The sequence below is a fragment of the Cupriavidus gilardii genome (genome assembly GCF_013314895.1).
Classification (GTDB): Bacteria; Pseudomonadota; Gammaproteobacteria; order Burkholderiales; family Burkholderiaceae; genus Cupriavidus; species Cupriavidus gilardii_C.
The window spans coordinates 137,285-158,467 of the sequence record NZ_JABTYE010000002.1; the positions used below are offsets into that span (position 1 = coordinate 137,285).

The 21,183-nt window shown below is 68.4% G+C and carries 22 protein-coding genes; 12 read left to right on the plus strand and 10 right to left on the minus strand.

The genetic code is table 11. The annotated features are described in order from the left end of the window. Positions 1-69: 69 nt before the first annotated feature. A complete protein-coding gene (locus HTY53_RS24690; protein ID WP_254599755.1) occupies positions 70-1,530 on the minus strand; it encodes a BON domain-containing protein in 1,461 nt (486 codons plus the stop codon). 259 nt (positions 1,531-1,789) lie between these two features. Here HTY53_RS24690 and HTY53_RS02480 point away from each other — a divergent pair, with 259 nt between their 5' ends. From HTY53_RS02480 to HTY53_RS24880, 4 genes are all read left to right on the plus strand, one after another. Then, positions 1,790-2,203, plus strand: a complete 414-nt coding sequence (locus HTY53_RS02480) for a CBS domain-containing protein (RefSeq protein ID WP_238512478.1) — start codon at positions 1,790-1,792, stop codon at positions 2,201-2,203. A gap of 112 nt (positions 2,204-2,315) precedes the next feature. Next, positions 2,316-2,504 carry a DUF3008 family protein gene (locus HTY53_RS02485; protein WP_174104816.1) on the plus strand — a complete coding sequence of 63 codons (189 nt, stop codon included), beginning with the start codon at positions 2,316-2,318 and terminating at the stop codon, positions 2,502-2,504. Positions 2,505-2,556: 52 nt separating this feature from the next. After that, positions 2,557-3,192 carry a DUF4142 domain-containing protein gene (locus tag HTY53_RS02490; RefSeq protein ID WP_174104817.1) on the plus strand — a complete coding sequence of 212 codons (636 nt, stop codon included), beginning with the start codon at positions 2,557-2,559 and terminating at the stop codon, positions 3,190-3,192. Between the two features lie 132 nt (positions 3,193-3,324). Further along, on the plus strand, positions 3,325-3,723 hold the full coding sequence (locus HTY53_RS24880) for a BON domain-containing protein (RefSeq protein ID WP_174104819.1): 399 nt from the start codon (positions 3,325-3,327) through the stop codon (positions 3,721-3,723). Positions 3,724-3,919: 196 nt separating this feature from the next. On the opposite strand, the gene HTY53_RS02500 is transcribed toward HTY53_RS24880, so the two are convergent. Then, the gene (locus tag HTY53_RS02500) at positions 3,920-4,387 is read right to left on the minus strand and encodes a hemerythrin domain-containing protein (protein ID WP_174104821.1); all 468 of its coding nucleotides are present in this window, start codon (positions 4,385-4,387) and stop codon (positions 3,920-3,922) included. A gap of 110 nt (positions 4,388-4,497) precedes the next feature. Next, positions 4,498-4,983: a BON domain-containing protein gene (locus tag HTY53_RS02505; protein WP_174104823.1), complete on the minus strand. Its 486-nt coding sequence runs from the start codon at positions 4,981-4,983 to the stop codon at positions 4,498-4,500. Positions 4,984-5,295: 312 nt separating this feature from the next. On the opposite strand from HTY53_RS02505, the gene HTY53_RS02510 reads away from it, so the two are divergent. Then, positions 5,296-5,805: a CinA family protein gene (locus HTY53_RS02510; protein WP_174104825.1), complete on the plus strand. Its 510-nt coding sequence runs from the start codon at positions 5,296-5,298 to the stop codon at positions 5,803-5,805. A gap of 287 nt (positions 5,806-6,092) precedes the next feature. Here HTY53_RS02510 and HTY53_RS02515 read toward each other — a convergent pair whose 3' ends face one another. Further along, positions 6,093-8,048 carry an ATP-binding protein gene (locus tag HTY53_RS02515; protein ID WP_174104826.1) on the minus strand — a complete coding sequence of 652 codons (1,956 nt, stop codon included), beginning with the start codon at positions 8,046-8,048 and terminating at the stop codon, positions 6,093-6,095. A gap of 750 nt (positions 8,049-8,798) precedes the next feature. Here HTY53_RS02515 and HTY53_RS02520 point away from each other — a divergent pair. Together HTY53_RS02520 and HTY53_RS02525 are read left to right on the plus strand one after the other, a co-directional pair. Further along, positions 8,799-9,320, plus strand: coding sequence for a hypothetical protein (locus tag HTY53_RS02520; protein WP_174104828.1), 522 nt, complete (start codon positions 8,799-8,801; stop codon positions 9,318-9,320). Between the two features lie 18 nt (positions 9,321-9,338). Continuing rightward, the gene (locus tag HTY53_RS02525; protein WP_174104829.1) at positions 9,339-9,683 is read left to right on the plus strand and encodes a hypothetical protein; all 345 of its coding nucleotides are present in this window, start codon (positions 9,339-9,341) and stop codon (positions 9,681-9,683) included. Here the strand turns inward: HTY53_RS02525 and HTY53_RS02530 are convergent. Next, the gene (locus HTY53_RS02530; RefSeq protein ID WP_254599756.1) at positions 9,647-10,279 is read right to left on the minus strand and encodes a diguanylate cyclase; all 633 of its coding nucleotides are present in this window, start codon (positions 10,277-10,279) and stop codon (positions 9,647-9,649) included. The two genes, HTY53_RS02525 and HTY53_RS02530, sit on opposite strands and share 37 nt — an antisense overlap. A gap of 9 nt (positions 10,280-10,288) precedes the next feature. Beyond that, complete coding sequence (locus HTY53_RS02535; RefSeq protein WP_174104831.1) at positions 10,289-11,302, minus strand: SDR family oxidoreductase; 1,014 nt, start codon at positions 11,300-11,302, stop codon at positions 10,289-10,291. A gap of 494 nt (positions 11,303-11,796) precedes the next feature. On the opposite strand from HTY53_RS02535, the gene HTY53_RS02540 reads away from it, so the two are divergent. The 5 genes from HTY53_RS02540 to HTY53_RS02560 are packed head-to-tail and all read left to right on the plus strand — an operon-like array spanning position 11,797 to position 16,135. Further along, positions 11,797-13,068, plus strand: coding sequence for a glycosyltransferase family 4 protein (locus tag HTY53_RS02540; protein ID WP_174104833.1), 1,272 nt, complete (start codon positions 11,797-11,799; stop codon positions 13,066-13,068). Between the two features lie 12 nt (positions 13,069-13,080). Continuing rightward, the gene (locus HTY53_RS02545; RefSeq protein ID WP_174104834.1) at positions 13,081-14,223 is read left to right on the plus strand and encodes a UDP-glucuronic acid decarboxylase family protein; all 1,143 of its coding nucleotides are present in this window, start codon (positions 13,081-13,083) and stop codon (positions 14,221-14,223) included. Continuing rightward, positions 14,220-14,447, plus strand: a complete 228-nt coding sequence (locus tag HTY53_RS02550) for a hypothetical protein (protein ID WP_174104836.1) — start codon at positions 14,220-14,222, stop codon at positions 14,445-14,447. The genes HTY53_RS02545 and HTY53_RS02550 overlap by 4 nt, the downstream gene beginning before the upstream one ends. Positions 14,448-14,450: 3 nt before the next feature. Continuing rightward, positions 14,451-15,185 (plus strand): PIG-L deacetylase family protein, encoded by a 735-nt coding sequence (locus HTY53_RS02555; RefSeq protein WP_174104838.1) that lies wholly within the window; start codon positions 14,451-14,453, stop codon positions 15,183-15,185. Between the two features lie 14 nt (positions 15,186-15,199). Beyond that, positions 15,200-16,135: a glycosyltransferase family 2 protein gene (locus HTY53_RS02560; protein ID WP_174105057.1), complete on the plus strand. Its 936-nt coding sequence runs from the start codon at positions 15,200-15,202 to the stop codon at positions 16,133-16,135. 193 nt (positions 16,136-16,328) lie between these two features. Here the strand turns inward: HTY53_RS02560 and HTY53_RS02565 are convergent, their stop codons facing one another. From HTY53_RS02565 to HTY53_RS02580, 4 genes are read right to left on the minus strand one after another with little or no spacing between them, the layout of a single operon-like run. Further along, positions 16,329-17,276 (minus strand): glycosyltransferase family 4 protein, encoded by a 948-nt coding sequence (locus HTY53_RS02565; protein ID WP_174104840.1) that lies wholly within the window; start codon positions 17,274-17,276, stop codon positions 16,329-16,331. Next, the gene (locus HTY53_RS02570) at positions 17,269-18,396 is read right to left on the minus strand and encodes a glycosyltransferase family 9 protein (RefSeq protein ID WP_174104842.1); all 1,128 of its coding nucleotides are present in this window, start codon (positions 18,394-18,396) and stop codon (positions 17,269-17,271) included. Before HTY53_RS02570 ends, HTY53_RS02565 begins: the two co-directional genes overlap by 8 nt. Continuing rightward, a complete protein-coding gene (locus HTY53_RS02575; protein ID WP_174104844.1) occupies positions 18,393-19,424 on the minus strand; it encodes a glycosyltransferase family 2 protein in 1,032 nt (343 codons plus the stop codon). The genes HTY53_RS02570 and HTY53_RS02575 overlap by 4 nt, the downstream gene beginning before the upstream one ends. Then, positions 19,411-21,177 (minus strand): carbamoyltransferase family protein, encoded by a 1,767-nt coding sequence (locus HTY53_RS02580; RefSeq protein WP_174104846.1) that lies wholly within the window; start codon positions 21,175-21,177, stop codon positions 19,411-19,413. Before HTY53_RS02580 ends, HTY53_RS02575 begins: the two co-directional genes overlap by 14 nt. Positions 21,178-21,183 lie beyond the last annotated feature (6 nt).

Below are 21,183 nucleotides of genomic sequence, written 5' to 3' on the forward strand. Positions count from 1 at the left end.
GCTGCCCTCGCGCCGGTATCCGCCCCTTCGCCGCCCCGTTCCCGGCGCCTTCTCGGCGCCTTCCCGGCGTCAGTCCGGCGTCCAGCCCTTCAGGTCGTCCATCTTCGCCGGGGCTTCGCCGCTGTCGCGGCGCACGCGGATATCGTTCTCCACGTCGGTCACGCCGAAGACATTGTCGACCAGGTCCTCGATGTCGTACTTCTCCCGGCGGTCGCGCACGGTGCCGCCAAGCTTGACGATGCCGCCGTTGACGTCGACCGTCACTTCGCTGACATCGAGGCCCTCGGCATAGGCCAGCCGTTCGCACACCGCCTCGCGGATGCGCTCGTCGCTGCGGCGGTAGCCCTTCGGGCCGACCCGGCGTTGCGGCCGATCGTCGGTGCCGAAGAATTCGCTGACCGCCTCGCCGATGCGCCGGCCGATGTTGTACAGGGGACCGTGCTCGCGATCGTCGTCACGTTCGTCACGCTCGTCATGCTCGTCACGCTGGTAGCGCTCGTTGCGCCCGTAACCGCCATCGCTGCCGTAGCCGCCGTAGCCGCCGTAGCCGCCGCCATAACTGAGCTCGCCAGCGGACTGGCGGCCGGCCTCGTGGCCGGACCATTCGTCGCGATAGTCGCCGCCATAGCGGTGTTCCGGCACGGCATAGTTGCGGCCGGGCCAGTCGTCGTCGAAACGGTCCCAGCCGTAGGTCGACGTTCCCATATTGCTGTAGCCGCTGCTGCGTTCGGCTTCGCGCAGCCAGTCCTGGTCGCGATTGCGCATGCCCGCTCGCTGGCCGCCGCGCCATGTGGTCGTGCCACCGTAGCGCTCGTCTTCCTCGCTCCACTCGTCGCCACGCGTGCCGGTGCCGTACGAGGGCCCCGTGCCGGACTCCAGCGCCGCGGCGCCGGAATAGCCGGATTGCCAGGGGTCGGTGCGGTATTCATTGCGGCGGGTCGACGATTCGCCGCGGCCGCGCCAATCGCCGCGTTCGTGGCCGCGGCCGTATTCGGCGCCATACCCGCCGCCAGATCGGCGCCCGTATTGACCACCATACTGGCCACCGTACTCCGACCCATATTCGGAGCCATGGCCGGACTCGCCGCCGTACCCTCCACCGCCATACTCGCGCCCGTACTGGCTCCGCCCATACTGGCCGCCACCTTGAGCGCGTCCGTATTGACTGCGGCCTGGCTGACCGCTGGTGTATTGCTCACCGCCGTAGCGTCCCTCGCCATAGCCGCTGCTGCCGCTGCTGCTGCTGTACTGCCTTCCCTGCTGGCCCTGCCGGCCGGCTTCGCCGCCATAGCCGGTGCCATAGGTATCGTCGTCCTCGAACGCACCGCGCGGCGGGCCGCCTTCGCTCAGTTGATAAGGCGTCAGGCGCGCGCGCCGCGAGCGCGACTCCCAATCGTTGCCATCCGACTCCGCCTGCCAGTCGTCCTGGGCCCAGCGTTCGGAGCGGTTGTCGCTCCAGCCATCGTCACGTTGATCGTAGCCCGGCCAGGATTGCGCTGGCCGATTGCGTCGCATGGATTCGTTTCGCATATCGATCTCCTGCAGGTGGTCCGGCGCGATGCGCGCCCGTATCCATGGCACTGCGCAAGAACCGTACCGCCGCGGCGTTCGGTCGCGCGCGGCGGTGTCACGGCGCCGTCATCCGGCAGGCGATCTGGAACGCATCTTGCGAAACTGTGGGACGCGTGCGAAGCGCACGCGGCGCCAACTATCCGCAAGGAGACAGACGATGGCAACGCAGACACAAGGTGACGACGCCCAGCGGTCAGGCGGCGTTCTACGCGATGTGATGACCGCACAGCCAGCCTTCCTGACCGAGGACGACACCATCAAGCGCGCGGCCGAGCTAATGGCCCAGCTCGACGTCGGCGCACTGCCCGTTTGCGACGGGCGCCGGCTGACCGGCATGGTCACCGACCGCGACATCACGGTACGCTGCACCGCCGCGGGCGCCGACCCGGCCAACACCAAGGTGACCCAGGCGATGTCGCAGGACGTGCAATGGTGCAGCGAGGACGAGTCGATCGATACGGCGCGCGAAAAGATGGCGGCCCATCAGGTCCGCCGCCTTGCCGTGATCGACAAGGATCATCATCTGGTCGGCATGGTGTCGCTGGGCGATCTGGCAGTGAAGACGGGCGATACCGGCGGGACAGGCGAGGCGCTCCAGGGCGTTTCGCAACCCGCGCAGCCGTCCCGCTGAGGTCGAATGCCGCTTGCCTGCGACCGGTCCGCAGGCCGCGGCAACGACCGGGATTTACAAGGCTTGCAAGATTGCACCAGCCGATGAACTACTGGACGCGATGGAGGAACTGATGCCAGCCAAATCGAAATCGCAGCAAATGGCGGCCGGCGCGGCGCTGTCGGCAAAACGTGGCGACAAGAAGGTCGGCGAGCTCAAGGGCGCGTCGAAGTCGATGTACAAGTCGATGAACGAGAAGGAACTGCACGATATGGCATCGACGCCGCAGAAGGGCAAGCCGGACCACAAGTCCGACAGCTGATGGACGCCACCGGCGCTCGATGGCCGGCGGTGTCCGTCGATGGAGATCGGCGATGACGACAATCGGATCGAACTCGCGCATGGCCACGCCGCGCATCACCACCCGGCTGCTGCTGGCCGCCGCCGCGCTCTCCACTGCGCTTGCCGCCGGGCCGGCGCCGGCGCAGCCCGGCGCGGCTTCGCCGCTGGCCACCCCGCCCACGGGCGCATCCAGGCCGCCGGCGACGTCGTTGTCGACCGACGACCTTCGCTTTATCGACGAAGCGATCCTGACCGCCGCGATGGGGGTCGAGACCGCCAGCATGGCGCTCGAGGTCTCCGCCGATCCGACGCTGCTGGCCTACGCGCGCGGCGCCGCGCGCGATTACCGGGCGCTCGCGGCGGAACTGGCGCGCATCGCGCAAAGTAAGGGCGTGCAGCCGGAACAGCGGCTGCCCGAGGCGCCCGAGGTCACCAAGCTGCGCTCGCTCAAGGGCGCCGAGTTCGATCGGATGTTCGTGCAGATCGTCGCGGTCGACGCCAATCGGCAAGCGCTGGCGCTGTTCCAGCGGCAGGCCGAGATCGGCAAGGATCCGGCGCTGCGGGCCTTCGCCAAACGTACGCTGCCGATGCTCGAAGAACGCCTGTCCCAGGGCAAGTCGATGGCGACCCGCACCATGACATGGCGAAGCGGCATCGCGCAGCGATGATGGCGCGGCGGCACTACCCGATTCGGCACCAGCCGATGCGGCATTGCGCGATTCGGCATTACGCGATTCGTCGGGCGCGTTCTGGCAACGGCGCGCGCCCTTCTTCTCTGTTCTGATTCAGCGAGCACGCCCATGGCCAACTCCAACCCGTCCCAACCCGCTCCGCCGACCGGCACCGACACCGCCGCGCAGGACGACGACCTGCTCCGGCAGGCGCGCGACCATATCGCCGACGAATTCGGCGGCGCCGTGCCGGATGGAATCGAGGTAGGCATCGAGGACAAGCGCATCCGGCTGCGCGGACGCGTGGCGGATCTGGCGACCGCCGAGCGCATCGCCAAGGCGGCCGCCATCGGGCCCGGGATCCTCGGGGTCTACAACGATCTGCAAGCGGCCGACGCCAGCGAACCGGGCAGCCCGATCGCGGGGACCGAGGCGGCGGATGCAATCAACACGCCGGACCCTGGCGAGCGCGGAGAGCGCGGCGCGCCGTTGCCCCCGGCGCCCGGCCCGATCCATCACAAGGTGTGACAAGCGCGCCTGGGAGGCGCGCAAAGGCCGATTGGTTTGACGTTTCCGCGAGCGCGGGAACCCAGCGGCTTAATGGCCGTGTGAGCGGCTCTTGATAGCTCTGTGAGTGGCCATGCAAGTGGCCGGGTGAGCGGTGCGAACGCTGCCAGGCCACTGGCCCCCGCGTGCGCGGGGGCGTCAACAGCAAGGCGAGCGGTTACGCCATCGCCCCCATCAATTCTTCCTTGCGGGCGGCCATCTGCTCGGCCATCTCGCCCAGCTCGACGTTCTTGCTGATGACCATCTTGAAGAGTTCGTTCTCCTCTTCCTGCACGTGGTGGCTGACGTATTCGGACAGCACCTTGTAGTTGGCCTCCAGCATCTCGCCGCTCAGATCGCCTTCGATCGCCGCGATCAGGTCCTTGGCGACCTGGTGCTCGACCTTCGCTTCGTCGAGCATCTCGTCGAGTTTCTCGTGGACCCCGCGCAAGCCGGGATAGAAGATTTCTTCCTCGATTTGCGCGTGAACGGTCAGCTCATGGCAGGTCTGCTGCGCGATCTGCTCCTTTTCGGAACGCTCCTTCGCGCTCTCGAACGACTTGAACAGTTTCTTGACGTTGCGATGGTCGTCGAGCAGCAGGCTCAGCGCGGCACGTTGTGCGCTCGGGATCTTGGACTTGTCCATTCGAAACTCCTTTTATCGTGGTGGGGATTGCTGTGTGGGCGTATCGGCATATCGGCGTATCGCCGTACAGGCACGGCCGAGCCCTGTTTCAAATCAGTCTGCCGCCGCCATCAGGCCTGCGACTCGCTGCGATCCGGCGCGACCCGGATCCGGTTCTCGATATCGGCCACGCCCTGGCACGCATCGACACACTCTTCGATCTGCCGGCGCGCCGTGCGGCTGCCGACCTGACCTTCGAGCGTGACGTGCCCGCCTTCGACGCGGACCGATACCTCGCTGACATCGAGCCCGGCGCGCCACAGACGCTCGCAGACCCGATCCAGAATGCGATCGTCCGAATAGCTGAGGCGGCTGCCGGCACGCTGGCCGGCGGATTGACCAGCGGATTGACCGGCGGACTGGCCGGACTCTCGGCCGGCATCGCCCTGCCGCTGGTAGCTCGGGTTCTCGTTCTTGAAGCCGCCGTAACTGCTCTGACCGGGATCGGCACTGCGGCTGCGCACCTCGTCGCCAGACCGGTCGGTGCGGGTCCCCGGTGCGGCAAACGGTGCCCCGGTGACACTGCGTTCTCGCGGATTGCTGGTGGATTGCTGCATGCCTCGACTCCTTGTGCTCCGGTTTGCATCGGATCGCCGCGGCCCGAGCGCTGAGCGCTGTGCGACCTGCGGCTTGGAGCCAAGACGCAATATCCATACCGCCGGCGATGTTGGCTGCATCGCCCCGTATGGCCGTCGCTCAGGCGCGCTGCCGGCATGGCTGCGGCGTGCGGAATTTCATGCGCGAGCCGCTTTTTACACACTTTCCCGATGTCCGCCGCACGCCACCTGGCAAAGCGTGCAGAAATGACCAGCGATGCCGATGGCATGGAATCTGCACACGCACCGTCGTGAACTCGGGAGGAAAACGAGATGAATGCCCATGAGGAGGCCGCACGCTTTCTGCTGCGGCATGGCCTGCGCCTGGCCACCGCGGAGTCGTGCACGGCCGGACTGATCGCGGCGCGCATCGCCGACGTGCCCGGCTGCGGCGACGCGTTGCGCTGCGCGGTGGTCGCCTATGCCCCCGCGATCAAGCATCGCGTGCTCGGCGTATCGCCGGAAACGATCCGCCGCTACGGCCTGACCAGCGAAGAGGTATCGCTGGCCATGGCGCGCGGCGTGCTGGCCTTGACCGATGCCAATCTGGCGATCGCCAATACCGGCATTGCCGATGGCCAGGGGGACGACGGCACGCCGCCCGGCACGCAATGCTTTGCCTGGATCTTCAGGGAGACCGGACGCGGCAACGGCCGCACCGTGGCATTCTCGGAAACGGTGCGCCTGCGCGGCGGCCGCAACGAGGTCCGCGAGGCCGCCGCCGAATTCGCGCTGGCGCAGATCGCCCGCTATCACGCACTGGCACAGCAGCGCGAGCGCTGACCAAACCGCCGAGCCAACGGACGCGCCCCCGCCCTCTCCCCAGCCCTCTCCCGCAAGCGGGAGAGGGAGCACGGTGTCGCCAGCGCGATGGCTCTTCCGCTTGCCTTCTCCCCTCTCCCGCTTGCCTTCTCGCTCTTCCGCTTGCCCTCTCCGCTCGTCTGCTTGCCTTCTCCGCTCTTCCGCTTGCCTTCTCGCTCTTCCGCTTGCCTTCTCCCCTCTCCCGCTTGCGGGAGAGGGGCCGGGGGAGAGGGTATTGGGCGCTGGCAAACCGCTGGGCCCGCGCCAGTTCACGCGCGCGAAGGCGGCGGGCAAGCCGGCAGGAACAGCGTCACCGTAGTCCCCTGGCCAGGGGCCGAGCGCACCGTGACCGCCCCGCCCGCCTCGCGACAGAAGTCGCTGACCTGGCTCAGGCCAAGGCCCGTGCCGACCCCGTCCGGCTTGGTAGTGAACAGCGGTTCCAGCGCGCGATCCGCGACATGGGCCGGCATGCCGATGCCGCTGTCGCTGACCCAGAGCCTCACGTAGACGCCGCGCATCGGCGTCGCGGCATCCGAGCCGTCGTCGGAGAGGTCTTCGCCCGTCTCTTCAGTTCGATCGTCGTCGGCGCGATCGACGCGATCGGCGCCATCGGCGCCCTTCCGTTTCCGCGGACGCGGCGCCAGCCCCGGCGGCAGCGTCGCCGTGCCGCCATAGGCGGCCCCGAGATTGGCGGCGCCGATTTCAAGCACGCCGCCCTCCGGCATGGCATCGCGCGCGTTGGCCGCAAGGTTCAACAGCGCGAGCCCCAGCTCGCAGCGGTCGGCAAGAACCGGCAGGCAATCGGGACTGACCGCATATCGCAACGCGATGCCCGGGCCGAGCGTCGCGCGAATCAGCGGATCGCATTGCAGCAACTCCTCGTGCAGCGCGATGACCTCGCTGCGATGCTCGCGCCGCCGTACGACGCCGAGCAGGCGGTCCGCCAGCAGCGCACCGCTGGCCAGGCTCTTGCGGATGCCGGCCAGCGCGGTCCTGTTGGTCCTATCGATGCGATCGATGCGGTCGATGCGGTCGGTGCGACCGGTGCGGTCGGCCCGCTCGGCATTGCCGGCCACACCCGGGCGCAACAGCAGCACGTCGGTATAGGCCGAAATCACCGCCAGCACATTGCGGAAGTCGTGCGCGACCGAGCCGATCAACTGCCCCATCGCCTCGAACTTGCGCGACTGGCGGTAGCGCTTCTCCAGCTGCTCGCGCCGGGCGCATTCCTCGCGCCAGCGCCGCCGCGCCGCCTCCTCGGCGCGAATGCGCCGCAGCGCGCTCCACAACGACAGACACAGCACCGCGGAAACCATCGCGGCAGCCAGCGAGGCGGGCGCCATGCGCCGCCACCAGGCGCGATAGACCGCGCGATACGGCACGCTGACCATGGCGCTGGCGACGCCGTCGCCGACGGGATGAACCGTCACGAGCCACGCATGGCCGTCGGCCCGCTCGATCCGCTGCGCTCCATCGTTGTCGCGCCCGCGGCTGACCGTGGCCGCGAAGCGCGCGGCGTCCGGGTCCGGCCATGGATACGCGGTCAGCACCGCGCCATCGCTGCGCACCAGCGCCGCGCGGTAGCCGTCGGTGTGTTCGAGCAACTGCCGGTAGAAGTCGGCGAAATAGGCGGGCCGCAACGAGATCGAGACGATGCCGGCCAGCTGATGGCCGTGCATGCGGGGCATGCTGGCCTTGAACACGGGCTCGGGGATCACGCCACCGATCAGCACCGCCGACAGGTGCAAGGGCTCGCGCTCCACCATGATCGCGCGATAGTCCTCGCGTCCGGCGATATTGAGCGCCGGCGCCGGATAGAGCAGGCTGCTGACCAGCAGCGTGCCGTCGTCGCCGAAAATCGCCAGCGCAAATGCCTGCGGCAGACGGTGGCCCATGCGCGCCATGCGGCGATGCAGTTCGAGCTCGTGGTGCCGAATGTCCGCGTTGCTCCATTGCGCGGTCAGATCGCGCAGGCGCTGGTCGGCCAGCCGATTGCTCTCCATCACCTTGCTGGCGTGCTCCTGCACCACCCGCGCCAGCAGCGCGCACTGGCGCTCGGCATCGGCAAACGCATCGCGCAGCGCCAGCCAGCCCCAGCCGGCGAGCAGGCACAGCGGCAGCAGCACGGTACTGGCCAGCAGCAGCGCGGTGACGCGCCGGCGCAACGGAAAATTGGAAGGGGGGTCGGGCTGGAGGGTTTTCGCAGCGGGATCGGACGTGTCCATGACAGGAGCCGGGCGCGGCGTGACGTCGCCGTTCGGCCGGGTGCGAGCCAGCTTAGTGAGCGACAGCGAGGCTGCAACAGCGGGGGCGTCAAAAGCTATAGATGCGGCTATAGATGCGGCCCGCCCGGGCCCAATGAATTACAACGTCCATGTAAAACCGGCCGGAGACCCGGGTCGCCCGCCGCAGAACGCCGCGCCACGGGGCCCGCCGCGGCAAGGCATCGCGATTGGCATGGTTAGTGCTCATTGCATCGGAAGTGCAACTTGCCTTCGACGGAGTGGACGCATGGCAACAGAACCTCGGCCCGGGAACGCCTCCCCTGACAGCGAATCTCCCAAAGGCGGCGACACTGGGCGGCAAACCAGCGATCCCGTAGGCCAACGCAAGGATCAAGGCTCGGACCGGAATGCCGGCCAGGCTTCGGGCCCCGCCCCGGCGCAAGGCGCCCCGGATGCGGGCGGCGGGGACGGCCAGCGCGACAGCGGCAGTTCGCCGGCGCGCGAGTCGGATCCGGCGGCCGGGCGCGACCTCCCCGATGAAAACGGCGAGCCCCCCTCGGTCAAGCGCCCCGGCGGCAATCCCGAAGAAAGTGAGCCGCCGGTCGAAAACATCTGAACCGATCGCGAAAAACGTCCTAAAACACTAGAGCACGCCGCCATCAACACGCAGCCATTCCCGGCATGCGGTCGCGCGCCTCGGGTTTCGCCTGATCCGAACGACCATCGCCTCATTGCCGGGCCGAGATTGCCGTGTTTGCCCAAGCCCGTTTGCCGAACCGCCCGCACACCGTGAAATCGACCATTCCGTCCCCAGACGACCCGACCGCCATGCTGGCGGCATTGGGCGAACTGGCCGCGCTCTGCGGACAGGCGCTCGAAGCCGCATCGGTAGGCGCCGCCGACCCGCAATTGCGCGCGCTGCTGATCCACCGCGCCAACCTGCAGCGGCGCGCGGCCGCCGATCTGTCGCATCGGGCCATCAGTCCGGCCGCGCCGTCGCCGCACGGTGACGGCGCCGCGCATCGCGAGCGGCCCGGCGATACGCCGCTGCAGCTGGCCTGCCGCCGGGCGGGCCGTTCGGTCGCCGCCTGCGGTGCGCTGCTGCGCAGCGAGCTGGAGGATCCGATGCTGCGGCCGCTGCTGATTCGCTATTACCACGAAGCGGCCGATCTGCTGCGCGTACTCGAGCAGTTGACGCGCGAGCATTACCCGGCGACCACCCGCCGTTCGCCCTCGCGGCCCGTCGCCACCCGGCCCACGCCGCACCGCTAGCCCGCAAAGGCCGTGTCGATGCAAACGAATCCGCCGAACTCGCCCGATCCGCAGAACCCGCAGACCACCCCCGCCGAACTGCGCCGTACATCGGCGGATCCGGTCACGCCGCCTACAACGCCACCCATAACGCCCCCCATCACGCGGCCCGCATGGATGCGCGTGCTGGACGCGCTGGCGATGACGCTGCTGGTGATCGCCGGCGTGCACGAGGCGGTGATCTGGCTGGGTGGAGAAGGCTGGCTGGCGCGGCTGCCGAGCGCTGGCGGCAGCGACAACGCCGTGGTGGTCGGCATCGTGTTCGCGCTGGCCGCGGCCTATGGGGTCTATCTGGTCGTGCGCAGTTGGCGCCGGGTCGGCTGATCGCCCAACCGGCCTTCCTGTTCCGCCGTGTCCGGCTCGAGGTCCACGCCATGCTGTCTCCGCCAGCGGCGGCAGCGGAGAAACTCTTCCACGAAAGGCAACACGCCGCATAGCGCCGTCGCGACCAGCACCACGGCCAGATACCAGCCCGGCAGCGGCGGCTGCTTCGGCGTCAGCGAGAAGTCGGCGGCCTGATCGTCCACGCCGAACAGCGCCAGCGCCTGCGGCCAGTGCGCGACCGCCACCAGCGCGAGAGCGGTCAACGGCAGCACCTCCAGCAGACCGTGCATATGCTGCTCGGTCGGCCCGATGATCCGTCGCCCATACGTGTAGTGCACATCCCACCAGGCGGTGGCCGCATGCACGAGCACGGCGACGATCATGATCGCCAGCACCAGCGCATTGACCTCGAAAAACAGCGCGAGCAGCACCGGCACCCCGACCTCGGCCAGCATCAGCAGATGCAGCGCCGATTCATAGGTGCCGGCGTTACGCTCGATCCGTTCGCGACGATGGCAGGCCCAGTCGCCCAGTCCCGCCACCAGCCAGAGCGGGACGAGGGCAAACATCAGGATCAGCGTGGCGGCCTCGGCCATCGTCCCCGCTCATCGCACCCGCGTGCGCCGCATGCCCAGGGCGGCCGCGAGCGCCAGCGAGGCGCCGACCACCATCGCGCCCGTCATCACCGGGTGGCGCGTGCTGGCGGTATAGGGGCAAGTGCGCACGACGTGCCGGCGGCCCTCGCGCTCGACCAGGTCATTGGTGGCCTGGAACAGCGCATTGTTCTCGCGCGGACCGGCCGGACGAGCCGTGCACTGCGCCCTGCCGAGGAAGCGCCGCATTACCCGGTCGTACAGCGCCGGCATATGGTACGCAGCCGACGACATGGCCTTGGAGGCCGCACCAACGAACATGTCGCGGCGCGGATGCTCGGCGGCATACAGGATCGCCTCGGCCGCCATCTCCGGATCGTAGACCGGGGGCGCCAGCTCCGGCTCGACGTCGAGATAGTTCTTGGCGTGACTGGCGAACGGCGTATCGAGCGCCGCGGGCTTGATCAGCGTCACCGACACCGGCGCCCGCTCCTGCTCGAGCTCGAGTCGCAGCGAATCCGTAAAGCCCTTGATCGCATGCTTGGACGCCGCGTAGGCGCTCTGCAGGGGCAACGGCACATCGGAGGCCTCGCTGCCCATATTGATGATGGCCCCGCCCCGCTCGCGCAGATGCGCCGCCGCGACCAGCGAGCCGTGGACCACGCCCCAGTAGTTGGTGTCGAACAGCTTGCGCTGGTCTTCGACCGGGACTTCGTTGTAGCGGCCGTAGATCGTCACGCCCGCATTGTTGACCCAGGTGTCGAAGCCGCCGAAGCGCTCGATCGCCGCTTGCGCGAGCGCCTTGACGGCCTCGAGATTGCCGACATCGGTGGGTACGGTGATCACTTCGGATCCACCCTCGCGCAACTGTTCGGCAAGCTGGTGCAGCGCTTCTTCGCTGCGCGCGGCCAGGACCAGCTTTGCGCCGCGCGCGGCGGCCTTGCGGGCGGCCAGCAGGCCGACACCGCTGGTGGCGCCGGTGATCACGATGACCTGGGACCCGATTTTCTTCAGCGTCATTCTCATCTGCTTGCTACTCCAGCGGCCCGCGTCTCCATGAACGGCTTCGCTTCGTCTCTTCATCGCGTGGCGCGAATCGATCGGGTCGAGATGGCGACGCCTGTGGCTGCCGGCACGGGCCTCCCCGCCGGCGGCTCTGGGCCTCTCGCAAGTAGCGTTCCCGATCGCATCGCTCGATCCGACACCCGGTATGCGCCGACTCTCGCGCACCTTGCACCGGCGCCACGCTCGAACGAGCGACACTGCCCCGCACTGCGGGCGCGTATTACAAAACGCTGCAATTTCGTCATACCCGCCGATGCGCCGCGGCAATGAGGTGAGCACATTTTTTTGTGCGCGATGGGAACCGAACAAGAAGCGCTATAACGCTTCTCGCCATCACCAACGTATCAACAGCCTGAGAAGTCGCATGCTGGCATGCAAGCTGCAATCACGCTGGCTTTACAAGCGAGCGGATCGCGGCTGTGACGGCTGGCAGCTCGCTCCCCTGGGAGCCCACCATGCAAAGGATCGCGTTGATCAGCGAGCACGCTTCCCCTCTGGCCGGACCGGGCAGCGTGGATAGCGGCGGACAAAATATCTACGTGGCGCAGCTGGCGCGCCATCTTGGCAAGCGCGGCTATCCGGTCGACGTGTTCACACGTCGCGACAAGGGCCTGCTGCCCGAGGTCGTCGCATTCGCCCCCAATGTGCGAGTCATCCATGTTCCCGCAGGCCCGGCGGTCCACGTGCCCAAGGAACAGCTGTTGCCTTATATGGATGAGTTCGGCACCTATATGGCCGAATTCATGGCGCGCGATCGCGTCGGCTATATGGTGATGCACGCGAACTTCTTCATGTCCGGTCTGGCGGCACTGCGCGTCAAGCAAAAGCTTGATATTCCGCTGGTGATGACCTTCCATGCGCTCGGCAAAGTCAGGCGCCTGCACCAGGGCAGCGCCGATGGCTTCCCCGATTGCCGCTTCGAGATCGAGGAGCGGCTGGTGCGCGAGTCCGACTGCGTGATCGCCGAGTGCCCGCAGGATCGGCACGATCTGATCCGCCTTTACGGCGCCGACCCCGGCGCCATCGAAACGGTGCCCTGCGGATTCGATGGCGACGAGTTCTCGCCGGTGCCGCGGCTGGAGGCCCGCCGTGCGCTCGGCTGGCCCTCGCACGAATTCTCGGTGCTGCAGCTCGGCCGCATGGTGCCGCGCAAGGGCATCGACAATGTGGTGCGCGCGATGGGCGAACTGCGACGCGCGTTCGGGCTGCGTGCGCGGCTCTATGTCGTGGGCGGCAACTCGGATCAACCCAGCCCTGCCGCCACGCCCGAAATCGGCCGGCTGCAGAAGATCGCGGCCGAGGAAGGCGTGGTCGACGCGGTCACCTTCGTCGGCCGCCGCGGCCGCGATCAGTTGCGGCTGTTCTACAGCGCCGCCGATGTGTTCGTCACCACGCCCTGGTACGAGCCGTTCGGCATCACGCCGGTCGAAGCGATGGCCTGCGGCGTGCCGGTGATCGGCGCCGCGGTCGGCGGCATCCGCAGCACCGTGCTGAACGGCCGCACCGGCTATCTGGTGCCGCCCAACGATCCGGCCGCGCTGGCCGCGCGGCTGGCGCGTCTGGCCTGCGACCCGACGCTGGCCGAGCGCATGGGCGCATCGGGTCGCCGCCGCGCGCACGCGCATTTCACCTGGGCCGGTGTCGCCGCACGCATGGAAGCGGTGTACGCGCGGCTTGCCGGCGTCACCGTCGACGAAACCGCGCAAACGCCGCAAGTTGCGGCCTGAACGGAGCCCCTCATGAAAGAAGCCAATCGACGCCGCGTGCTGGTCACCGGAGGCGCGGGCTTTCTCGGCTCGCATCTGTGCGACCGACTGGTTCAGGCCGGGCACGATGTGCTGTGCGTGGACAACTTCTATACCGGCAGCAAGGACAACATCGCGCACCTGCTGCGCGAGCCGAATTTCGAGCTGATGCGTCACGACGTGACCTTTCCGCTCTATGTCGAGGTCGACCAGATCTACAACCTCGCCTGCCCCGCCTCGCCGGTCCACTACCAAAGCGATCCGGTGCAGACCACCAAGACCAGCGTGCACGGCGCGATCAACATGCTGGGACTGGCAAAGCGCGTGAAGGCCCGCATCCTGCAGGCGTCGACCAGCGAGGTTTACGGCGACCCCGCCTGCCATCCGCAGCAGGAGTCGTATTGGGGCCACGTCAATCCGATCGGCCCGCGCTCCTGCTACGACGAAGGCAAGCGCTGCGCCGAGACGCTGTTCATGGATTACCACCGGCAGCACGGCGTCGACGTGCGCATCGCGCGCATCTTCAACACCTACGGGCCGCGCATGCATCCGGCCGACGGCCGCGTGATCTCCAACTTCATCACGCAGGCGCTGTCTGGCCAGCCGCTGACGGTCTATGGCGACGGCTCGCAGACGCGCTCGTTCTGCTATGTCGACGATCTGATCGATGGGCTGATCCGGTTGATGGAGGCCCCCGGCGACCACAGTACGCCGATCAACCTCGGCAATCCGTGCGAGCTGTCGATGCTCGAGATCGCCCGCAAGGTGCTGGCGGCGACCGGCTCGTCGGCGCCGATCGTGATGCGCCCGCTGCCCGAGGACGATCCGCGCCAGCGCTGCCCCGACATCACGCAGGCCGGCCTGCAACTGCAGTGGGCCCCGCGCATCGACCTGGACGAGGGGCTGCGCCGCACCGTGGCTTACTTCGCCGAGCGGCTGACGCGCGGTGCCGGCATGCCGGCGCCCGCGGTGAACGACACGGTGAGCGACACGGTGAGCGACACGGTCAACGGCACCAGGGCAGCGCAGGCCGATGGTCTGGTGGCAGCGGCACAGACCGTGCAGGCGGCCGCCGGCGTGGCGGCGATCCCGCAGCGGCGCGGCGCCACGCCGGGCCCGAGGGGAGCGACGCGATGAGCGCCAATATCACCTTCCTGGTCTACCGGCTGGAATGGCATCGCCGCCGCGCCGAGGCGCTGCATGCGGCGCGCAGCGGGCTCTATCGCCAGTTCGGCGATCAGCCCTCGTGCAAGATCTACTGGGCCGCCGACAGCTTTGCACACCGGAACACCACTGCCGTGCGCGCCCCCGATTGGCGCGATCCTTGCACCATCGCGGACCCGCAAACCGAACCGGATTGAACCATGTCCCTGTCGGTCTCCGTTCCCCTGGTGGTCATATCGCCGCACCTGGACGACGCCGTATTCAGCTGCGGCAATCTGCTCGCGGCCTGTCCCGGCTCCGTGGTCGTCACCGTCTTCGCCGGCGTGCCGCCGGTCGACATGCCGGCGCCGGACTGGGACCGGCGCGCCGGCTTTTCCAGCGCCGCGCAGGCGGTGTTGGCGCGGCGCGAGGAAGATCGCGCCGGGCTGGCCATCCTCGACGCGCAACCGGTCTGGCTCGATTTCTTCGACAGCCAGTACAACCGGCACCACACCGTGGGCGAGATCGCCGCGCAGCTGTCGAAGGTGATCTCGCTGCATAACGCCTGCGCGGTGGTGGCGCCGTGCGGCCTCTACCATTCCGACCACAAGTTGGTGCACGAGGCGTGCGCCCGGCTGTGGCGCGAGCGCGATCACGGCGGCCCGCCCTGGCTTTATTACGAAGAGGCGATCTACCGGCGCAAACCGGGCATGCTGCACAAGCTGCTGGCGCGCTGGCACGCGGCCGGCACGGTGTCCACGCCGGTGGATCTGGCCATCGGCGAACACACCGCCACCAAGGCCCGCGCCTGCAACGCCTACGCCAGCCAGCTGGCGATGTTCGACTCCAATACCATCAGCGATCTGAGCGCGCCGGAGCGCTATTGGCAGTGGGAGGCCAGCGGCGGCGATGCGACCGAGGCCCAGACCGCCTGCACCAGCGAGGGCAGCGTGTGAACGCAGCGGATGGCATGACGGCGCCTGCGCTCGGTCGAGACCGGCAAGCGCAGGCGCCAGCGCGAGAGTCGACAAACACCGAAGCGCGCGTCAGCGTGGTGGTGTTGACCTACAACCGGCGCGAATGGCTGCGCGCTACCCTCACGCGCCTGTGCGCGCTGCCGGAGCGTCCGGCCCTCGCCGTGGTCGACAACGGCTCGACCGACGGCACCGCCGACATGGTGCGCCAGGACTTTCCGCAGGCGGCCTTGCTGCGGCTACCCGCCAATCTCGGCGCGGCGGCACGCAATGTCGGCGTCGACTGGGCGCGCACGCCCTATGTCGCGTTCTGCGACGACGATACCTGGTGGCACCCCGGTGCACTGAAACTGGCCGCCGACACGCTGGACCGACACCATGACGTCGCCGCGCTGACGGCGCATCTGAAGGTGGTGCGCGACGACGGCGAGCCGCAGACCGACCCGATCAGCCGCATCATGGCCGACAGTCCGCTGCCGTCGTCGGGCCTGCCCGGCAAGGCGATCCTCGGCCTGCTGGCCGGCGCCACGGTGTTCCGGGCGGATGCCTACCGCCGCGCCGGCGGCTACCATCCGCGGCTGTTCATCGGCGGCGAAGAAACGCTGCTCGCGCTCGATCTGGCGGCCTTGGGCTGGCATCTGGTTTATTGCCCGGAGCTGATCGCCTACCACCAGCCCTGCCCGATACGGGCGCACAAGGTGCGGCGCAGATTGCTGGCCCGCAATGCGATCTGGTCGGCGTGGCTGCGTTTGCCCGCCGGCGCAGCGCTGCGCGAGAGCCTGCGGATGGTACCGGCGCTGCTGCGCGAAGGCGGGCTGGTGGGATGCGTCGATACCGCGCGCGGACTGCCTTGGGTGCTGCGCGAACGCACGGTGATTCCGCCGACGGTGCAGCAGTTGCGGCGTTATCTGGGGTCGGCGCAGATGCGGTGAGGGGGCGGGGTTCGCGGCGGTGGTTTAGTGGACGCCGTTTGCCCTCTCCCCCAGCCCCTCTCCCGCAAGCGGGAGAGGGGAGCAAACCCGCACGAGATTCGTAGACCGACTGTGTTCTCCCTCTCCCGCTTGCGGGAGAGGGCCGGGGAGAGGGCAACGGCCGCGCACTGCGTGACAACGCCCGCCCTCACCCCTACTGCGCCACCTGCCGCAACACCCCACACCAATCCTCGACAAAACGCCCGATCCCAAAGCGCTGCCGTGCGCTCGCCCGCGCCTGCTCGCCCCATTCCCTGGCCAGGCCCGGATCGTCGATCAGTCGTCGCATCACCTCGACCAGCCGCTCGAGCCGCGTATCGACATAGCCGTTGTATTCGTTGCGGATCGCCGTCGACATCTCGGTCGTCGCCATCCCGACCACCGGCATGCCGATCATCATCGCCTCCACCACCGCCAAACCCAGGCTCGTATAGCGGATCGGATTGAAGAAGAAGCGGTAGCGCGCGATAAAGGCGGCCAGCTCGGGATTGGGCACCTCGCCCAGCCCGCCGGCCTCCTCCGCGGCCATGCCCACCAGATCGAGCGGCACCTGTTCGCGCGCCTGCGCGAAGATGTCGGCGCCCAGCCGGCGGCCACGCTTGGTCAGGTTGTTGACCACGCTGATGCCGCGCGGGGCCTCCCCGCTGTAGCGCACCGACGGATCGACGAGGACGCCGTGCTCGATCACGCAGTGCGGCGTCACGCCGCTGTCCCACATCAGCGCATTGAACGGCGTCACATGGACCAGCATCACGTTCGGATCCTGCACCGGATGCACGGTCGCGGTCGGATGCTGCTGGGGCGGATCGTGTTCCAGAAAGATCGTCGGCAGCCGCCGCTGCACTTCGGTCAGCAGCGTCTCGCGATCGCTGTCCCAGTGCCGCTGGTGCTGGTACAGCACGCAATCGAACTCGCGGTTCGGCACGTCCTCGTAGGCGACCTCGTGCACGTTGTCGCCCCACGGCAGCGCGCCCACGGCACCGGCATAGCCGGGGGGCGAGCCCGGCTTCGTCACCAGATACAGGTCATGCGGAATCTGCGACAGGTAGTACAGATAGTTGCCGTGAACGTGCCAGGTCAGGATGCGCAGCCGCTCAGGCATGGCTGACCTCCTGCGTCTCGCGCGAGTGTCCGATCATCGCCATCGCGGCCGCCACCACATCGTCGACTTCCACCCCCTCGGCGCACAGATGCCCGACCGGGCAATCCTGATGCATGCAGGGGCGGCATGCCGGATAGTCGGCCAGCACGCGATGGCGCGAGCTGTCCAGCGGCGCCCAGCGCGCGCTGTCGCTGCCGCAGGAGACCACCACGCTCGGCGTGCGCATCGCCGCGGCGATATGCGAGGCACCGGTGTCGTTGCACAACAGCAGCCGCGCGTTCTTCACGACCGCGGCCATCGCGCCCAGATCGGTCTTGCCGCACAGGTTGATCACTGGCGAGCCCAGCGTGTCGCACAGCTTTCCGGCCAGTTCCGCCTCGTCGGGAGTGCCGGTCACCACGACCTTCCAGTGCTGGCGGAGCACGTCGGCCACCGCGGCAAAGCGCTCGACCGGCCAGCGCCGCGAGTGCATGCGCGCGCCGGGATGCACGCAGATGAAATTACCGGGCATCAGGTCGTACATCAGCGCCAGCCGCTGCCACGCCGCGTTGTCGGCCGGCCGCAGTGGAAATTCCAGCTGCGTGCCATCGGGCCGATAGCCCAGCCGGCTGGTCAGCGCCAGCAGCCGCTCGATCTCGTTGCCGCCCGGCCAATCGATCAGCAGTTCGTTGACGGGACGCGCGCCATACGAAAACACGCCGGGCTGCCATTTGCGCTCGGCGCGGCCCGCGCTGGGCGCAGCCGGTACCGGCCGAAATCCGGCCATCTGCCGGGCACCGAGTTGCCGCACGATCGCGTTGGTCACCAGCCCGCTGCCATGCAGCTGGATCGCCAGGTCGAACTGGCGGGCGCGCGCCTGCTGGTAGAAGGCTTCGGTTTCCTCCGCGCGGATCGGCTGCTCCGGCATCCCCGGCGCTCCCGGGAACACCATCAGATCGTCGACCAGATGCGAAAAGCGTTCGACGAACGAGGCCGCCCACGGCAAGCCGATCAGCGTGATGGTCGCATCGGGCTCTGCCTTGCGCAGCGCGCGCAGCGCCGGCACCGCGCACAGCATGTCACCCAGTTGCAGCGCTCGGAATACGGCAATCCGGCGCGGACGGTCCGCGAATCTGATCATAGGAAACCAACCTTGAAGGCAAGGGCGCCGCGCAGGCGCCAGTACAGGGAAAGCGGGGGAATCAGAATCGAAGTCGCGATCATCTCGGCGACATGCGAAGGGGTCAGCGCGGCGCCACGCAGACGGCGGCAGCAGAACCAGGCCGTCAGCGCGAACCACACGCCGAAGCCGATCCATGCCACCACAGCATGCCCCGCCAGCGCGGCGATCAACGCCACCAGCAAGCCCAGCACCGACACGTAGTAGTGCCAGGGCGGGATCGGCCGGATGCGCTCGCGATACCAGCGCGGATGCTTCTTGTACAGCAGCGCGTCGAAGAACACCTTCGACTGCGCGGCAATGCTGCTGCCCCACGGGGCCGGCCGCACCGGATGCACTACCATCGCCCCGTGCGCGGTGCCGATCGGACCGACCTGCTGCAGCAGCCGGAATTGCAGATCGGAATCCTCGCGCCAGGCGCGCGTGAAGCGTTCGTCGAAGCCGCCGACCTTCACCAGCGCCTCCTTGCGAACGAAGCAGTTGGCGGTGACGAACTCCGCAGTCGCCAGGCCGCCGGTATCGCGCTGATGGTCGGTGGGGCGCGCCGGCAGCGGCACCACCACCCTGCCCGTCATCGCACAGCATTGCGGCGAGGTCGACAACGCCCGGCAGCCTTCGCGCAGCCAGCCCGGATCGGGGATGGTGTCGTCGTCGGTGAACGCGATCACCGACGCGCGCGCGATGCGCCAGCCGGCGTTGCGGGCGCCGGCTGGCCCCTGCGTGTCGGACACCGCGAGATAGCGAAGCGTGCAGCGCGGCCACGCGCCGTTCAGTTCCTGGACCAGACGCTCGACCTCGGGCTGGCAACCGTCATCGGCGACGATCACCTCGAACGTGCCGGCGCCGAACTGCTGCACGCCGATCGCGCGCAGGCAGCGGTGCAGCAGGTCCGGGCGGCGGTAGGTCGGGATCACGACCGAGACCAGCGGCTCCGTGTCCGCCGTCTCGGCGTTGCCGATCCTCTGATCCGCGGGCTCATGCAGCGGCATGGGTGCCCTCCCGCGCAGGCTTTTCCAGCAGGAACGGACCAATCACCAGCGCATCGAGCGGCGAGGTCCAGAAGCATTCGACCGCATCGCGCGGCGTGCAGACGATCGGCTCGCCGCGCGTGTTGAACGAGGTATTGACCAGGATCGGCACGCCGGTGCGCTGCTCGAATGCCGCCAGCACGTCGTAGTAGGCGGGATTCTGCTCGCGCCGCACGGTCTGCACGCGGGCGGTGCCATCGACGTGGCAGACCGCCGGAATGCGGTCCTCTCTGCCGGGCTTGACGTTGAAGACGAACAGCATGAACGGCGCGCGCCAGTTGCCGGGACAGGCCGCGGTAAACCATTCAGCGGCGCGCTCCTCCATCACCACCGGGGCCACCGGCCGGAAGTCCTCGCGGTCCTTGATCATGTTCAGCTTCTGCTGCATCGACGGATCGATCGGCGAGGCCAGGATCGAGCGGCCGCCCAGCGCGCGCGGGCCGAATTCCATGCGGCCCTGGAACCAGCCGATGATCTTGTTCTGCGCCAGCAGCTCGGCGGTCTCGCCGGCCACGTCGTCGAGCCGGCGGTACGGCAGCTTGGCCTGGTCCAGGAAGGCGGCGATCTCCTGCTCGTCGAAGGCCGGGCCGTAATAGGCGTGCTCCATCGCCCAGCGCCGCGCCGGCTTGCCGCGCTGCTGCCAGTCGATCCACAGCGCCGCGCCCAGCGCGGTGCCGGCATCGCCGGCGGCCGGCTGCACCCACACCTCGTCGAAGGCGCCCTGGTCGCGCACCCGTGCGTTCATCACGCAGTTCAGCGCCACCCCGCCCGCCATCGCCAGCTTGCGTTCGCCGGTCTCGGCAGCCAGCCACGCCGTCATGCCGAGTACCGTCTCCTCGAGCACCAGTTGCAGCGAGCGCGCGATATTGAAGTGTTCGCGCGTGAATTCGCTGCCGCGCACGCGCGGCGGCCCCAGTACCGCTTCGAGATCGGCCTGGTCGATGCGGTAGCCGCCCTCGCGGTCGCCGTGGACCATCGCGCGGAACACATCGGCACGGGTCGGCTCGCCATACGAGGCCAGCGCCATCACCTTGTACTCGTCGGACGAATGCAGGAAGCCCAGATGCCGGGTCACGCGCTCATACAGCAGCCCGAGCGAATCGGGCAGGTCGATCTGCTTGATGCGGCGGTAGTCGCGCCCGTCGAACACGCCATAGCTGGTGGTGGCGCTCTCGCCGCGGCCATCCATCGTCAGCACCGCGCAGCGGTCGAACGGTGCCGCCAGGAAGGCGCTGGCTTCGTGCGCCATATGGTGCTCGACGTAGTGCCAGCGGTACGGCGCCTCGGCGCTGCTGCGCACGGTGGCGAAGCGCTTCTGCAGATGGTGCGGCACGCCGGATATCAGCTGCCGCGGCGCGTTGACGACATAGGACAGGAACAGCGGATCCCACGGGGAATCGGCCACGCCGGGCTTCGCATGGCGCGACGGCTCCAGCGGCAGCGTCACCGTTTCGTCGTTGCGCCGCTCGCCGAGCATGATCGCCGGATCGAAGGAATAGGCGATATGGTCGATATCGGCCAGCGTGATGCCGGCCTCCTTCAGGCAGTAGTCGATCGCATGGTAGGGCAGCTCCCAGGCCGTGAACGGCACCGGCCGCTTGCCGTGCTTGATGTGCGTGAACCGTTCGTCTTCCGCCGCGGCAATGACCTCGCCGTCGCGCACCAGGCAGGCGGAGGTGTCGTGATAGGCAGCGTTGATTCCAAGCGTGTACATGGCGGC

Bases quoted from the DNA above. Each gene is read 5' to 3' on its own strand.
- HTY53_RS02535 (WP_174104831.1), bottom strand. From the start codon at position 11,302: ATGAGAATGACGCTGAAGAAAATCGGGTCCCAGGTCATCGTGATCACC.
- HTY53_RS24690 (WP_254599755.1), bottom strand. From the start codon at position 1,530: ATGCGAAACGAATCCATGCGACGCAATCGGCCAGCGCAATCCTGGCCG.
- HTY53_RS02560 (WP_174105057.1), top strand. From the start codon at position 15,200: ATGACGGCGCCTGCGCTCGGTCGAGACCGGCAAGCGCAGGCGCCAGCG.
- HTY53_RS02490 (WP_174104817.1), top strand. From the start codon at position 2,557: ATGACGACAATCGGATCGAACTCGCGCATGGCCACGCCGCGCATCACC.
- HTY53_RS02500 (WP_174104821.1), bottom strand. From the start codon at position 4,387: ATGGACAAGTCCAAGATCCCGAGCGCACAACGTGCCGCGCTGAGCCTG.
- HTY53_RS02515 (WP_174104826.1), bottom strand. From the start codon at position 8,048: ATGGACACGTCCGATCCCGCTGCGAAAACCCTCCAGCCCGACCCCCCT.
- HTY53_RS02550 (WP_174104836.1), top strand. From the start codon at position 14,220: ATGAGCGCCAATATCACCTTCCTGGTCTACCGGCTGGAATGGCATCGC.
- HTY53_RS02530 (WP_254599756.1), bottom strand. From the start codon at position 10,279: ATGGCCGAGGCCGCCACGCTGATCCTGATGTTTGCCCTCGTCCCGCTC.
- HTY53_RS02540 (WP_174104833.1), top strand. From the start codon at position 11,797: ATGCAAAGGATCGCGTTGATCAGCGAGCACGCTTCCCCTCTGGCCGGA.
- HTY53_RS02580 (WP_174104846.1), bottom strand. From the start codon at position 21,177: ATGTACACGCTTGGAATCAACGCTGCCTATCACGACACCTCCGCCTGC.
- HTY53_RS24880 (WP_174104819.1), top strand. From the start codon at position 3,325: ATGGCCAACTCCAACCCGTCCCAACCCGCTCCGCCGACCGGCACCGAC.
- HTY53_RS02525 (WP_174104829.1), top strand. From the start codon at position 9,339: ATGCAAACGAATCCGCCGAACTCGCCCGATCCGCAGAACCCGCAGACC.
- HTY53_RS02510 (WP_174104825.1), top strand. From the start codon at position 5,296: ATGAATGCCCATGAGGAGGCCGCACGCTTTCTGCTGCGGCATGGCCTG.
- HTY53_RS02485 (WP_174104816.1), top strand. From the start codon at position 2,316: ATGCCAGCCAAATCGAAATCGCAGCAAATGGCGGCCGGCGCGGCGCTG.
- HTY53_RS02575 (WP_174104844.1), bottom strand. From the start codon at position 19,424: ATGCCGCTGCATGAGCCCGCGGATCAGAGGATCGGCAACGCCGAGACG.
- HTY53_RS02545 (WP_174104834.1), top strand. From the start codon at position 13,081: ATGAAAGAAGCCAATCGACGCCGCGTGCTGGTCACCGGAGGCGCGGGC.
- HTY53_RS02505 (WP_174104823.1), bottom strand. From the start codon at position 4,983: ATGCAGCAATCCACCAGCAATCCGCGAGAACGCAGTGTCACCGGGGCA.
- HTY53_RS02555 (WP_174104838.1), top strand. From the start codon at position 14,451: ATGTCCCTGTCGGTCTCCGTTCCCCTGGTGGTCATATCGCCGCACCTG.
- HTY53_RS02570 (WP_174104842.1), bottom strand. From the start codon at position 18,396: ATGATCAGATTCGCGGACCGTCCGCGCCGGATTGCCGTATTCCGAGCG.
- HTY53_RS02480 (WP_238512478.1), top strand. From the start codon at position 1,790: ATGACCGCACAGCCAGCCTTCCTGACCGAGGACGACACCATCAAGCGC.
- HTY53_RS02565 (WP_174104840.1), bottom strand. From the start codon at position 17,276: ATGCCTGAGCGGCTGCGCATCCTGACCTGGCACGTTCACGGCAACTAT.